The organism is Pseudomonas protegens (assembly GCF_003732485.1).
In the GTDB taxonomy this organism is placed as follows: domain Bacteria; phylum Pseudomonadota; class Gammaproteobacteria; order Pseudomonadales; family Pseudomonadaceae; genus Aquipseudomonas; species Aquipseudomonas protegens_B.
Genome location: NZ_MOAK01000055.1, coordinates 20,270 through 33,094, shown reverse-complemented (window position 1 = coordinate 33,094; position 12,825 = coordinate 20,270). Strand labels below are relative to the sequence as shown.

The 12,825-nt window shown below is 65.1% G+C and carries 12 protein-coding genes; 2 read left to right on the top strand and 10 right to left on the bottom strand.

Annotated features, from left to right (window positions below):
• Nucleotides 1-76: 76 nt before the first annotated feature.
• From hpaD to BLX41_RS14605, 4 genes are read right to left on the bottom strand one after another with little or no spacing between them, the layout of a single operon-like run.
• The gene (gene hpaD, locus BLX41_RS14620) at nt 77-934 is read right to left on the bottom strand and encodes a 3,4-dihydroxyphenylacetate 2,3-dioxygenase (RefSeq protein ID WP_123725472.1); all 858 of its coding nucleotides are present in this window, start codon (nt 932-934) and stop codon (nt 77-79) included.
• A gap of 54 nt (nt 935-988) precedes the next feature.
• A complete protein-coding gene (gene hpaE, locus BLX41_RS14615) occupies nt 989-2,449 on the bottom strand; it encodes a 5-carboxymethyl-2-hydroxymuconate semialdehyde dehydrogenase (RefSeq protein ID WP_123725471.1) in 1,461 nt (486 codons plus the stop codon).
• Entirely contained in the window at nt 2,450-3,250 is an 801-nt protein-coding gene (locus tag BLX41_RS14610; protein WP_123725470.1) for a fumarylacetoacetate hydrolase family protein, read from the bottom strand.
• A 9-nt stretch (nt 3,251-3,259) separates the two neighbouring features.
• Entirely contained in the window at nt 3,260-3,919 is a 660-nt protein-coding gene (locus tag BLX41_RS14605) for a fumarylacetoacetate hydrolase family protein (protein WP_123725469.1), read from the bottom strand.
• A gap of 206 nt (nt 3,920-4,125) precedes the next feature.
• Here BLX41_RS14605 and hpaA point away from each other — a divergent pair, with 206 nt between their 5' ends.
• Nucleotides 4,126-5,058 (top strand): 4-hydroxyphenylacetate catabolism regulatory protein HpaA, encoded by a 933-nt coding sequence (gene hpaA / locus BLX41_RS14600; protein ID WP_123725468.1) that lies wholly within the window; start codon nt 4,126-4,128, stop codon nt 5,056-5,058.
• A gap of 8 nt (nt 5,059-5,066) precedes the next feature.
• Here the strand turns inward: hpaA and BLX41_RS14595 are convergent, their stop codons facing one another.
• From BLX41_RS14595 to BLX41_RS14575, 5 genes are read right to left on the bottom strand one after another with little or no spacing between them, the layout of a single operon-like run.
• On the bottom strand, nt 5,067-6,728 hold the full coding sequence (locus BLX41_RS14595; RefSeq protein WP_123725467.1) for a GMC family oxidoreductase: 1,662 nt from the start codon (nt 6,726-6,728) through the stop codon (nt 5,067-5,069).
• A gap of 35 nt (nt 6,729-6,763) precedes the next feature.
• A complete protein-coding gene (locus tag BLX41_RS14590) occupies nt 6,764-8,065 on the bottom strand; it encodes a carbohydrate porin (RefSeq protein WP_123725466.1) in 1,302 nt (433 codons plus the stop codon).
• 51 nt (nt 8,066-8,116) lie between these two features.
• Nucleotides 8,117-9,181, bottom strand: a complete 1,065-nt coding sequence (locus BLX41_RS14585) for a 2,3-butanediol dehydrogenase (RefSeq protein ID WP_123725465.1) — start codon at nt 9,179-9,181, stop codon at nt 8,117-8,119.
• Entirely contained in the window at nt 9,178-10,449 is a 1,272-nt protein-coding gene (locus BLX41_RS14580) for an MFS transporter (protein ID WP_123725464.1), read from the bottom strand. The genes BLX41_RS14585 and BLX41_RS14580 overlap by 4 nt, the downstream gene beginning before the upstream one ends.
• Before the next feature lie 33 nt (nt 10,450-10,482).
• On the bottom strand, nt 10,483-11,016 hold the full coding sequence (locus BLX41_RS14575) for a 2,4'-dihydroxyacetophenone dioxygenase family protein (RefSeq protein ID WP_123725463.1): 534 nt from the start codon (nt 11,014-11,016) through the stop codon (nt 10,483-10,485).
• A 307-nt stretch (nt 11,017-11,323) separates the two neighbouring features.
• Between BLX41_RS14575 and BLX41_RS14570 the strand changes: the two genes are divergently transcribed.
• Nucleotides 11,324-12,331 (top strand): helix-turn-helix domain-containing protein, encoded by a 1,008-nt coding sequence (locus BLX41_RS14570; protein WP_123725462.1) that lies wholly within the window; start codon nt 11,324-11,326, stop codon nt 12,329-12,331.
• Here the strand turns inward: BLX41_RS14570 and BLX41_RS14565 are convergent.
• Nucleotides 12,322-12,582 (bottom strand): hypothetical protein, encoded by a 261-nt coding sequence (locus tag BLX41_RS14565; protein ID WP_123725461.1) that lies wholly within the window; start codon nt 12,580-12,582, stop codon nt 12,322-12,324. The two genes, BLX41_RS14570 and BLX41_RS14565, sit on opposite strands and share 10 nt — an antisense overlap.
• Nucleotides 12,583-12,825 lie beyond the last annotated feature (243 nt).

Genomic DNA, 12,825 nt, shown 5'->3' with positions numbered 1-12,825 from the left:
CAGGAAACGGCAGGCGGCAAGCGGCGAGCCACAGGACGATTTCCTGTGGCCTGCGGCTCGACATTTGCCGTCGCTGCTAGATGTCGAAAATGGCGTTGATCTGACCGGTGCCGGAGCTGCCGAAGAGCGGGGTGACAATCTCGGCCGGGCGGTTGTATTCGGCGCCGCCCAACAGCCCGAGGAGCATCGCCGTGTCGTGCATGCCGCCCTCGCCATGGCAGCTGGCGGCGTAGTCCGGGAGCATGGCGCAGAACTCGCGGAAACGTCCCTGCTGCCACAGTTCCACTACCCGCTGGTCCACCTGCTTGTCGAATTCCCGGGTCCAGTTGTGGATGTTGGCTTCGGCCTCGCGGTCGTTGGAGAAACGGTGGGACAGGGAGCCGGACGCCAGCACCAGGACCTTGCGGTCGCTCTTCTCGATGGCGCGGCGCACCGCGGCGCCGAAGGTGAAGCTGTCCTCAAGCCGGTGCCAGGCGCACCAGGCGGCGATGGACACCACCTTGAAGTGCTCGGCGGCGGGCACGTCCATGTGCATGTAGCGCATGGGCACCAGGGTGCCGTACTCCAGCTCCAGGCTGGGGATGTTGTGGGCCAGGGTGCGCACGTCGGCGGCGTTGGCCTCGGCGGCAATCAGTTCTCCCAGCTCCGGGCAGCCCTGGTAGTCGTAGGTCATGTTCTTGATGAAGTGCGGCAACTCGTTGCTGGTGTAGGTGCCGTTGAAGGCATCACCGCAGTTGATGTGGTACCCGCTGTTGACCAGCCAGTGCACATCGAACACCACCGCGGTGTCGGCCCCCAGCTCCCGGGCGCGGCGAGCAATTTCCTTGTGCCCGGCAATGGCCGCCTCACGGCAGCCGTGGTGCTTGCCCGGCAGTTCGGACAGGTACATCGATGGAACGTGGCAGACCTTGGCGGCCATGACGACTTCGCCCATGGTGCTTCTCCTGAAACATCTTCTTGTTGGCGTGATCCGGGACGGTTCTGAACCTTACACGCCCCAGCGCGGGATGTGGTGACTGCCCATGGAGAGGCAGACGTTCTTGATCTCGGCAAACACTTCAAAGCTGTATTCGCCGCCTTCGCGGCCGGTGCCCGAGCCCTTGATGCCGCCGAACGGCTGACGCAGGTCACGGACGTTCTGGCTGTTGATGAACACCATGCCGGCCTCGATGCCCCGAGCCAGGCGATGGGCCTTGCCGATGTCCTGGGTCCAGATGTAGGAGGCCAGGCCGTACTCGGTGTCGTTGGCCAGTTGCAGGGCCTGGGCTTCGTCCTTGAACGGGATCAGGCACACCACCGGGCCGAAGATTTCTTCCTGGGCGATGCGCATCTTGTTGTCGACGTCGGCGAACACCGTGGGCTGGATGAACTGCCCGCGTGCCAGGTGCGCCGGCAGGTTGGCCGGACGTTCCAGACCGCCGGCCAGCAGCGTTGCGCCTTCTTCCAGGCCGATGCGGATGTAGCCGGTGACCTTGTCGTAGTGGGCCTGGGTGATCATCGAGCCGACCTGGGTCTTGGGGTCCTGCGGGTCACCGACGATCAGGCGCTTGGCCCGGGCGGCGAACTCCTTGACGAACTGCGGGTAGACGCTTTCCTGGATGAAGATCCGGCTACCGGCGGTGCAGCGCTCGCCGTTCAGGGAAAAGATGGTGAACAGCGCGGCGTCCAGGGCCCGTTCCAGGTCGGCGTCCTCGAAGATCAGTACCGGCGATTTGCCCCCCAGTTCCATGGAGTACTTCTTCAGGCCGGCGGTCTGCATGATCTTCTTGCCGGTGGCGGTGCCGCCGGTGAAGGAGATTGCCCGCACGTCCGGGTGGCGCACCAGGGCATCGCCGGCCGTGGCGCCGTAGCCCTGGACGATGTTCAGCACCCCGGCGGGAATCCCGGCTTCCACCGCCAGCCGGCCCAGCTCATTGGCGGTCAGCGGCGACAGTTCACTCATCTTCAGCACCGCGGTATTGCCCAGGGCCAGGCACGGCGCGGTCTTCCAGGTGGCGGTCATGAACGGCACGTTCCATGGCGACACCAGGGCGCAGACGCCCACCGGCTGGTACAGGGTGTAGTTGAGCATCTGGTCGTCCACCGGATAGCTGTGGCCATCCATGCGGGTGCAGACCTCGGCGAAGAAATCGAAGTTGTGCGAGGCCCGGGGAATCAGCACGTTGCGGGTCTGGTGGATCGGCAGGCCGGTGTCCAGGGTTTCCAGCTCCGCCAGGTGCGGCACGTTCTCTTCGATCAGCGCACCCAGGCGGCGCATCAGCCGGGCGCGCTCCTTGGCCGGGGTATTGGCCCATTTCGGAAAGGCGTCCTTGGCCGCCGCCACCGCCTGGGCGATCTCCTCGGCGCCGCCGCTGGCCACCTCGCCGATGGCGTCACCGGTGGCGGGGTTGTAGTTGGTGAACACTTCGCGGCTTTCGACTTCGCGGCCGTTGATCCAGTGTTTGATCATTTATGCGTGCTCCTTGGCCACGGCGGTGGGCTCCGGGTGGGCGTGATGAGTGAAGAATTCGCTTTCGCTGACAATGCGGTTGACCAGCCGGCCGATGCCTTCGATTTCCACCACCACCTCATCGCCGGGCACCACGTCGGAGAGGCCTTCGGGGGTGCCGGTGGCGATCATGTCCCCCGGTTGCAGGGTCATGAAGCTGGACAGGTATTCGATCAGGAAGGGGATGTCGAAGATCATGTCGGCGGTGCTGCCTTGCTGGCGTAACTCGCCGTTGACCCAGGTGCGCAGGGTCAGCTTGTTGGGCTCCGGCACTTCGACGGCATCGATGATCCACGGGCCCACCGGGGTGGTGGCGTCGCGGTTCTTCACCCGCAGGTTGGGCCGGTAGTAGTTCTCCAGGTAATCGCGGATCGCGTAGTCGTTGCACAGGGTGTAGCCGGCCAGGTAGTCCAGGGCGTCCTCGCGCTTGACGTTGCGCGCGGTCTTGCCGATCACCGCCACCAGCTCGCACTCGTAGTGCATATAAGCGACGTTGTCCGGGCGCCAGGTCACCTGGTTGTGGCCGGTGTAGGTGCCCGGAGACTTGATGAACACCAGGGGCTCGGTGGGCGGTTTGAAGGCCAGTTCGGCGGCGTGGTCGGCGTAGTTCAGGCCCAGGGCGAACATGGTGCCGGTGGCCGGCGGCAACCACTGCACCTGGTCTTCGGCGAGGACTCGGCCGTCTTCCAGTTGCAGGGTGTTGGGGCCGGTGACCAGGGCCTGATGGACCTGGCCCTGATAACGAATGCGTGCATGTTTCATGTCGGTTCCTTATTCGGCCACGATGCTGTTGGCGAGACGGCCCAGGCCGCTGATCTGTACTTCGACCCGGTCGCCGGGGCGCACATCGACCCGGCCTTCGGGGGTGCCGGTGATCAGTACGTCACCGGGGTGCAGGGTCATGAACTCGCTGATTTCGGCAATCAGCTGGGGAATGCTGCGCACCAGATTGGCGGTGCTGTTGTGCTGCACTCGCTCGCCGTTGACGAACAGCTCCAGGCTCAGGTCGTGGGGATCGCTGATCTGGGCGGCCGGCACCAGTTGCGGGCCGATGGCGCAGAAGCCGTCCCGGCACTTGGCCTTCACCGCAGGACGGTAGTAGCTGTCTTCCGGCAGGCTGAACTCGTTGACGATGGTGTAGCCGGCCACATGCTCCAGGGCGTTTTCCAGGCTCACCCGGCTGGCACGCTTGCCGATCACCACCCCCAGGGCCGGGCCCGGTTGCAGGCGTTCGACGTCCTTGGGAAACACCACTGGCGCCTCATGGCTGTTGCGGGTGTTGGGGGTCTTGATGAACAGCACCGGTTTCACCGGAGGCTTCTGGTAGGGCGGCTGGGTAAAGCTTTGCAGATGGCTCTGCAGCAACCCCTGGTAGTTCAGCGCAACGCCGAACAGGGTGCCACCGGCGTGATCGTTCAGTGCACGGCTCATCGAGCGTCTCCTGGTTCCTGGTGTCTGGCCCCGCAGTGCGCTTGCCGCTCGCGGGGTGAATTCGTTAATGTATTAACGTTATATTTAATATGTTAACGATCGTCAAGCGGCTGCCTGATCGATTGCGTCGTGCCCTGGCGGGCAAGCCGCGAATCCCGCAGGATGCCAACGCTCTGCGTGCCGAAAAATAAAAACAGAAGGGTGCCATGAACCCACGTCAACCCATTCCCAATATCAACATCGGCCAGGTCTACGATCAGCGTTACGCCGATGCCCAGGTGCATTACGACAAGCTGAGCAATCTCGCCGGCTTCTTCGGGCGCAACATGCCCGTGCATCGCCACGACCGCTTCTTCCAGGTGCATTACGTGCAAAGCGGCGCGGTGCGGGTCTATCTCGACGACCAGCAATATCTGGAGTCGGGACCGATGTTCTTTCTCACGCCACCGACCATTCCCCATGCCTTCGTCACCGAGGCCGACAGCGAGGGCCACGTGCTCACCGTGCGTCAACAGCTGGTGTGGGAGTTGATCGGTGCCGATCCGACGCTGGCCCCCGCGCCCCAGGTGCCGCCGGTGTGCGTGGCGCTGGCACGCCTGGGGCCGGAATTCGCCGGTGAAGTGCGGCGGCTGGAGAGCCTGTTCCAGGAGTTGCAGCAGGAAATCGGCGGGCAGGGGGCTGGGCGCGAGCCGGCCCTGGAAGCCCTGACCCGGCTGCTGATGATCAGCCTGCTCAGGCTTTCGGCCAATTCCCTCAAGGCCCGTCCGGCACGGCATGAAGACTTGCAGATCTTCCATCGCTTCAACGAGCTGATCGAGGCCCGCTACCTGGAGCACTGGCCCCTGGCGCGCTACGCCAGCACCCTGGGGGTCACCGAAGCGCGGCTCAACGACGTCTGCCGACGCATCGCCGACCTGCCGTCCAAGCGCCTGGTGTACGAACGCCTGATGCAGGAATCCAAGCGCTTGCTGCTGTTCACTGCCAGCTCGGTGAATGAAATCTGCTACCAGCTGGGCTTCAAGGACCCGGCCTATTTCAGCCGGTTTTTCCAGCGCTACGCCAAGACCGCACCGGGGGAATACCGGGCGCGCCAGGGGCTGGCCAACGCACCTGCGGCCGAGGCGCCGAAGCGCCCCTGAGCCCCGGCTCAAGTGCATGTTGCGCCTTGAGGCACGCTGCTCGGTTGCGCCGGTGCCGTACCCAGCAGCAGGTCGGCGGCCTTTTCCCCGATCATGATCGCCGCCGCGTTGGTGTTGCCGGTGATCAGGCTCGGCATGATCGAGGCGTCCGCCACCCGCAGCCCCAGGAGGCCGTGGACCCGCAGTTGATCGTCCACCACCGCCAGTTCGTCATGGCCCATCTTGCAACTGCCCACGGGGTGGAACACGGTGCCCAGGTGCTGGCGAATCCATTGTTCGATCTGCTCCTGGCTCTGTACCTGCGGGCCGGGCACCAGTTCGCCCTTGAGGCGCCGGGAGAAAGCCCGGGTCGCGGCCAGCTGGCGCACCAGGCGCAAGCCGGCCACCAGTTTGCGCAGGTCCTCGGGGTGGCTGAGGAAGTTGGCCTCGATCAGCGGTTTGTCGTGGGGATCGGCGGAGTTCAGGCGCACCCGACCGCGGCTTTGCGGGTGCATTACCGCCACGTGCAGGCTGATGCCATGGCCCACGGGAATCAGGCGCTGGGGCTGGTTCTTCAGGGCCGGGGCGACGATCAGCCCCAGCTCCGGCACCGGGTCTTCGGGGCTCAGGCGCAAAAAGGCCCCGGACTCGACGGTGTTGGAGGTCAGCGGGCCCTGGCGCCGGGTCAGGTACTGCCAGGGCGAGCGGGCTAGAGGCAGCAGGCCCTTGGGCGAAAGGCCGTAGCCCAGCTCGGGATCGCTGCGATACATCAGCACGATGTCCTGGTGGTCCTGCAGGTTCAGGCCGACCCCCGGCAACGGGTGACGCGGCAGGATGCCATGAGGTTTCAGCTCCTCCGCCGGGCCGATGCCGGAGAGCAGCAGCAACTGCGGCGAGTTGATCGCCCCGGCGCACAGGATCACTTCCCGACGCGCCTGCAGCTGACGGACCTGTCCGTTCTGGCTGATCTCCACGCCGCTGGCACGAGTGCCTTGCAGCAGCACCCTGTGGGTCAGGGTGGAACTCAGCACGGTGAGGTTCTCTCGCTGCAGGATCGGATGCAGAAAGGCCCGGGCCGCGCTGCAGCGTTCGCCGTTGATCTGGGTGACATGGAAGGGCCCGAAACCTTCCTGTTCCGGGCCGTTGAAGTCCGGGTTGTAGCTCCAGCCCAGCTCCGTGGCCGCTTCATAGAACACCTGATTGACCGGGCTCGGGCTGCGCTGCTCGGCCACGTTGAGCTCGCCGTGCTGGCCGTGCCAGGGCGAGTCGCCCGGTTCGAAATGCTCCGAACGCTTGAAATAGGGCAGCAGCTCGTCATGGCTCCAGCCCTGGTTGCCGGCGGCGGCCCAGCGGTCGAAGTCCTGACGGTGACCACGGATGTAGATCATGCCGTTGATCGCGCTGGAGCCGCCCCAGACCCGGCCACGGGGGCAGGGGATGGGCTGGTCGCCGCTGGCGGCCTGGGCGCTGAATTGATGCATCCAGTTCCAGCGCGGGTTGGCGATCAGGCGGATGATCCCCGCCGGGGTGCGCACATAGGCGGCGGGCAGCAAGGTGCGGTCACTGGGCCCGGCCTCGATCAGGCACACCTTGAGCTTGGGGTCGGCGGACAGACGGTTGGCCAGCACGCAACCGGCGGAACCGGCGCCGACCACGATGTAGTCGAAGGTCTGCGTGGTGTGTTCACTCATGGGGGATACCTCTTGGGCAGTCACAGAAATCCATCTCACAGCCCCAGCAGCGAGCCGACGTCGAGGGTCACTTGCAGACCGACGACAAAGCCATTGCCGCTCAGCTCGCGGGCTTCGGGGTTGTAGAAGTTGTCCGGGTTGATCAGGTACTGGACGCTGGGCTCCACCGCCAGTTGTCGGGTCAGGGCGATGTGGGCGTTGGCTTCCAGGGCATAGACATTGCGCTCGCCCAGCTGCGGGTCGCCGCCGTTGGCGGTCCGTGTCTGTTGCTGGAAGCGCAGTTGGTGATCGTTGAGGCGCAGGTAGCTGGCCTTGAGGTTGAGCTTGTCCTGGGGCCGGTCGAAGGGCGCCAGATAGGTCAGCCCGGCCTCGGCGAACTGGCTGAAGGGCTGCTTGTCGTCGGCCGCCGCCGACAGCGAACCGAACAGCAGCAGGGCCTGGGGTGCACTGCCTGTGCCGGCGTCGGCGCGCCACAGCGACTGCTGGAACTTGAAGAAGGCGCCGCCGCTGCCGAATGCCATGGCCCCGGTCAGCGGGTCCACCTGCTTGGAGGTGTTGTAGTAGCCGTTGAGTTCGTAGCGGGAGCTGTAGGCATCGCGGCTCTGGCTGCCGATGCCCAGCAGCAGGCTGGTGCCGCTGGCGTCGTCGGTACTGAAGTCCAGGCCCTTGCGCTCCTTCAGGTAGTCCACCGGGTTGGATTCGAAGGCGCCGCCGTGCACGTACCACTGGGGTGTCAGCCGGTACTTCAGGTAGCCGCCCCAACTGCCGTAGGGCGGCGGCAGGATGCCGGTGGAAGAATCGATGATCGGGTCGTTGCAGGTGATGGTGCTTTCGCAGTTGTAGATATAGAAGTAGCGCCGGGCGTTGGTTCGCCCCAGGCTCAGGTCGACCTGGCCGTCGAGCCAGGTCTGCTGGTAGGTCAGAAGGCTCAGCTGGTTGCTGGTGAGGTCGTTGTGGATCGGCGCGCCGCCGAAGTAGCTGCCGGCGGCGCCTTGCCAGTTGCGTGAGGTGGGCACGCCGGTCTGCTGATCGAGGATGAACAGGGTCTGCTCGAAGTGCAGCGCCGCGCCGTCGAGCCCGGCGAAGGTCCCCAGGTTGATGTCGGCGCCCACGAACAGATCGCCGCTGTTGCCGAAGCTGTGGGGGCGCGGGCCGGTGTCGAGGTTCTTCATGGCCAGGCTGAGAAACTGCACGTGGGGCGTAATGCCCTGGTCGGCCAGGTAGTCGCCCAGGCCGGACAACGGCCCGCTCCGGGGCGCTGTCGGGGCATCGGCAAGGCAATCAAGGGGCAGCAGCAGGGCTGCCAGCAGCGGGCACAGCGCATAGGAAGCATTCATGTCGGGTACTCGTTTCTTGTTGTTTTTGTCTTGAGTGTTGAAACCGGTGGGTCAGGCCTCGGCCAGGGCCGGTGTCGGGTTGACCAGCACCTTGATCTGACTCTTGTCGTGCAATAAGACCTCGAAGCCCTGTTGCACCGCCTGCTCCAGGGCCAGGCAGCGGGTCACCACCCGGGACAGGTCCAGGCGTCCGCTGGCCAGCAGCTCGATCAGTTCGGGATACACATGGCGGTAGCCGACGCTGCTGAGCAGGCGCAGTTCGTTGTTCACCAGATGAAAGGCATCGAACTGCACCTGGCCCATCAAGCCCACCAGCACCGCTTCACCGCCCTTGCGCAGGCAGTGCAGGGCATGGCTCAGGGTCTGTTGGGTGCCGGCGGCCTCGAAGGCCGTGTCGAGGCCGCCGTCGCTCAGTTGCCGCAGGTGTTCCTGCAGTTGCGGATCGCGGCCGTCCAGGGCGGCCGAGGCGCCGAGTTCCAGGGCCAGGCGCCGGCGCTGCGGGTCCAGGTCCACGGCGTAGATGCGCTCCACGCCCCGTAGCCGTGCCAGCAGGATCAGCAGCAGGCCGATGGGACCCAGGCCGAACACCACGCAACTGTCGCCGGCCATCAGGCTGCTCTGGTTCAGGGCGTGGTAGGCCACCGCCGCCGGCTCCAGCACGGCGGCCTGCTTGAAGCTGACGCGTTCCGGCAGCAGGTGCAGCATGTAGGCGGGCACCAGCGCCTGCTCGGCAAAACCGCCGTCGCCCATCAGGCCGATAAAACCCATGGATTCACAGAGGTTGTACTGGCCCATGCGGCAGTACTGGCATTCGCCGCAGCGATATTCCGGTTCCACCGCCACCCGCTGCCCCAGCAGGCGCGGGTCGACGTCGGGACCCAGGGCCACCACCTGGCCACAGAACTCATGGCCCAGGGTCAGTGGCGCCCGGCAGCCGGACAGCGGATGGGCCGCGTGCTGGGGAATCGAGTGCGGCCCATCGGCGTACTCATGCAGGTCGCTGCCGCAGATACCGCAGTAGGCCACCTGGAGCAGGACTTCCCCGGGGCCGGGCTGGCGCAGTTGCACCTGGCTCAGGCGCAGGTCCCGGGCGGCGTGCCAACGCAGTGCATTCATGGCTGGTTTCCTTGCAGGACAGAGGAGGCGTCGGCGTGCCGGCGCTGTTGACGGGCCAGCACCGCCGGGGCGGTTTCCTTGAGGAACAGCGCCAGTACCGCTGCCAGCAAGGCGCCGCCACAGGACATCCACATGACGATGGACAGGCCGGAGCGGTCGGCGGCGAACCCGGCGATGGTCGGGGCGACGAAGCCGCCCACCAGTTCACCGATGCCCATGATCATGCCCAGGGCCGTGGCCATGACTTCACGGGGCACGGTCTCCGCCGGAATGGTGGCCATGAACAGGGTGAAGCAGCCCAGGCCGGTGTAGGTCAGCAGCATCAGTACGCCGAGCATCCAGGGCGAAGACGCGTAGAGCAGGGCAATGGGGCAGCAGGCGGCGATCAGCGAGAACAGCACCAGGGTCGGGCGCCGGCCGATGCGGTCGGAGATCGCCGGCACGCCGAAGCCCCACAGTACCCAGGCGCCGCCCAGGCAGCTCATCACCGTGCCCATGCTGGCCGGGCTGTAGTCGCGGACCTTGACCAGAAAGGTCGGGGTGAAGGAAATCAGAATGATGAACCAGGTCAGGAACACGCAGCTGATCAGGGTGCAGAGCACGATGTTGCGACTTTTCAGCAGGGCCAGCCGATGTCCGCCGCCGTTGCTCGATGCGGCGTTCGTCCGGGGCTGGTCTCGTGGCGGGTCCGGGTGCACGTAGCGCCAGATCAACAGGGCGATCAGCAGACCGGGCACCAGCGAGATGATGAATGCGTGGCGCCAGCCATAGGCTTCGGCCAGGGCGATCAGCACCGGCGGCCCGATCACGGCCCCCAGCAGCCCGGCCGCCGAGCCCTGCAGCAGGCCCATGTTCAGGCCCCGGCGTTGGGGCGATGAAGCCTCCACCATCAAGGATTGCGACAAGGGCAGGATCGGCCCTTCGGCCAGCCCCATGATGGCGCGAAACAGCAGCAGGCTGAGGAAACCGGTGACCAGCCCGGAAAGGGCCGAGCACAGGGAAAACAGGATCACCGCGACGATCAGCAGCGGCTTGCGCACGCCGCGGCGGTCCGACCAGGCGCCCACCAGGGCTCCGGACACCGCCCAGGCCAGGGCCAGCACCGACGACAGCATGCCCAGGTGGCTGTTGCTCAACTGCAGTTCGTCGGCCATGAAGGGGAACAGGAAGGACAGCGCCAGACGATCGAAAAAGACGAAGCCGAAGGTCAGGAACAGCACCCCCAGCAAGGTGTTCTCGTAACCGGCCTTGTTGTTTTTATAAGCCATGGTGGTTCTCCGAGGAGGCGTGAGAAATGCCGATCAGCGAAACAGGGTGTCGATATGGGCCGCGCCCAGGCCGATCTTTTCGTAGTGTTCGCGGCACAGGGCGATGTAGGAGTGCACGTCGAAGTAGCCGTCGGGCTCACCCTGTTCGTCGAGCCAGATCAGCGGGCCCTTGACGATGAAGAACACTCGCATCGGCTGCTCGTGCTCGTAGGCCACCAGGGTGTGGCCTTCGCCCGGGGTTTCGTAGACGAAGTCGCCGGCGGTGGCGGTCCACTCATGCTCCAGGTAGCCCCACTTGCCGGACAGGGTGTAGGCGAAGACTTCGTGGGGGTGGTAGTGGCGGTTGACCAGCCCGGCGCTGCGGGCCATGAGGATGTCGCACCAGCGGTTCTCGCTGGGGGAAATCCACAGCGGTCGTGAAGACACGGTTTCGGTGAAGGGCACGTACAGGCTCAGGTCGTCACTGGCGGCATCCGGCAGGTAGACCTCGGGCTTGGCGTCAGGTTTGAAACAGTTGGCGATGGGTTGCAGGTCTTTCCAGAACTCACGGGTGGCGGCTTCAGGCATGGTCGACCTCGATTGTTGTTATAGGGGGCGTCACGGGGGTGACTGAGGCGACTTTAGGCCCACGGCTGGGCGCCGGTTTGATCGAATCGGACCGGTTTGTTGTCTGTTTCGGACAGGGATTTTTCCTACCGCAAATAGCGATGTAATGAGGTCGTTCTGGAGAACGGCTCCCACAGCGTTTCAAGTTGACAGGCTATATAGTTCAGATGTTAATGAATGGCCGCAGCCCGCAGAACATGCGACCCCAGGTGCCCGGACACTGCCTTGCCGTCCGGGGAATATCCCGCCGCCCATGAGAAGAACAACAATGTCTCCATGCGCCTTGCTCGAAACCCGTCACGCCAGCACCCAGGCGGTCGACCCGGATCACCGCCTGAGGTTCTGGGAGGACTACAACGCCAGCACCCTGGTGGGGCTCAAATGCAACTCCTACGCCGACGACGGGTTCACCGCCAGCCAGGACAACCTGCAGTTGAGTGCCATGCGCCTGGCGCGCATCGTCGGCAATGAACATGTGGTGGAACGCGACACTTCGATGATCCGCGGTGTGCCCAAGGACTCGATCTTCGTGTCCCTGGTCACCGGCAGCGGTTCGTTCTTCTACCAGGACGGCGCCTGCCAGGTACTGGAGCCGGGAGAGCTGGTGGTCTACCGCACCGACAAGCCTTACCTGTTCGGCTTCTCCGGGGCGATGCGCCAGTTCATTTTCGATATTCCCCAGGAGCAGTTTGCCGAGCGCTGTCTGAAGCGTTTCGACCGGACGCTGAAGATCAGCGTGCACAGCGGAGTCCAGCGCTTGCTGGTACGTACCCTCGGGGAGCGCACCCGGGCGTTTTTCCAGCAGCCTCTGTGTGGCGAGGCCGGGGCCTACCAGGAACAGGCCTTCGAACTCCTGGCCAGCATCATCGCCGGGCAGGTGGGAGAGCGGCCCATCAATGCCCTGAGTGCCTCCTACCTGCTGGCGGCCAAACAGTGCATCCATGAGCAGTTGGGGGACCCGACCCTGAGCTGCGAGCGGGTCGCAGCCCAGACCGGCATTTCTACCCGCCACCTGGCCCGGCTGTTTGCCATGGAGGACACGGTACCCAGCCGCTTCATCCTGGAAAAACGCCTGCAGCAGGCCCGCCAGTTGCTCTGCACCGGCCAGGGGGCGGGCCTGGACATCAGTGAAATCGCCTACCGTCATGGTTTTGTCAGCCAGGCGCATTTTGCCCGGGCATTCAAGGCCCGCTATCAGCAGACACCCAGTGAAGCGCGGGCTCAGGGCGCCTTATCGGAGTGGCCGGTAACAGCCCCGGGTGTTCATCAGTCCTGAGGGCCGGAGGGATGCTCCGGCAAGTCGCTTGCGGGACCGTCGCGCCGTGCATGCCCGGAGCAGCGGCAGAGCTCTCCCAGGCCGCACCTATGCAACAGGTCGTCCAGGGCCTCCCTGGACCGTGCGGGCGGGTTTTGTTGCGGCGAGACTTTGGCACTGTCCCGGAGCTGGGCCGCGCGATGCAGCAGGCGGCTCCGGGCGCAGTGCCAGAAGCCGATTTCGTCGAGGTAATCCGTGGTTTTGCGGTGCATGGACATTTCCTTTGTCTCAGCGGGAACGCAAGTGACTCGTTGCCGGACAGCACTGGCATCGAGGGCGGGTGGACCAGTAGACGGACAGCCCCACGCGCGCGGCACACCCGGCCTACAAGGCAAGGGGGTGAGCGGCACGCAGGGTTATTGGATGTTGAGGTGCTGGGCCTGAGGGGCATGTAGCTGAGGAGAGGATAGGAAACCTTTCAGCTTTGCCCAGAGCCATGTGCCGGACAGGGAGGA

Excerpts from the sequence above, each read along its gene's own strand:
- hpaD (WP_123725472.1), bottom strand. The coding sequence starts at position 934 with ATGGGCGAAGTCGTCATGGCCGCCAAGGTCTGCCACGTTCCATCGATG.
- hpaE (WP_123725471.1), bottom strand. The coding sequence starts at position 2,449 with ATGATCAAACACTGGATCAACGGCCGCGAAGTCGAAAGCCGCGAAGTG.
- BLX41_RS14610 (WP_123725470.1), bottom strand. The coding sequence starts at position 3,250 with ATGAAACATGCACGCATTCGTTATCAGGGCCAGGTCCATCAGGCCCTG.
- BLX41_RS14605 (WP_123725469.1), bottom strand. The coding sequence starts at position 3,919 with ATGAGCCGTGCACTGAACGATCACGCCGGTGGCACCCTGTTCGGCGTT.
- hpaA (WP_123725468.1), top strand. The coding sequence starts at position 4,126 with ATGAACCCACGTCAACCCATTCCCAATATCAACATCGGCCAGGTCTAC.
- BLX41_RS14595 (WP_123725467.1), bottom strand. The coding sequence starts at position 6,728 with ATGAGTGAACACACCACGCAGACCTTCGACTACATCGTGGTCGGCGCC.
- BLX41_RS14590 (WP_123725466.1), bottom strand. The coding sequence starts at position 8,065 with ATGAATGCTTCCTATGCGCTGTGCCCGCTGCTGGCAGCCCTGCTGCTG.
- BLX41_RS14585 (WP_123725465.1), bottom strand. The coding sequence starts at position 9,181 with ATGAATGCACTGCGTTGGCACGCCGCCCGGGACCTGCGCCTGAGCCAG.
- BLX41_RS14580 (WP_123725464.1), bottom strand. The coding sequence starts at position 10,449 with ATGGCTTATAAAAACAACAAGGCCGGTTACGAGAACACCTTGCTGGGG.
- BLX41_RS14575 (WP_123725463.1), bottom strand. The coding sequence starts at position 11,016 with ATGCCTGAAGCCGCCACCCGTGAGTTCTGGAAAGACCTGCAACCCATC.
- BLX41_RS14570 (WP_123725462.1), top strand. The coding sequence starts at position 11,324 with ATGTCTCCATGCGCCTTGCTCGAAACCCGTCACGCCAGCACCCAGGCG.
- BLX41_RS14565 (WP_123725461.1), bottom strand. The coding sequence starts at position 12,582 with ATGCACCGCAAAACCACGGATTACCTCGACGAAATCGGCTTCTGGCAC.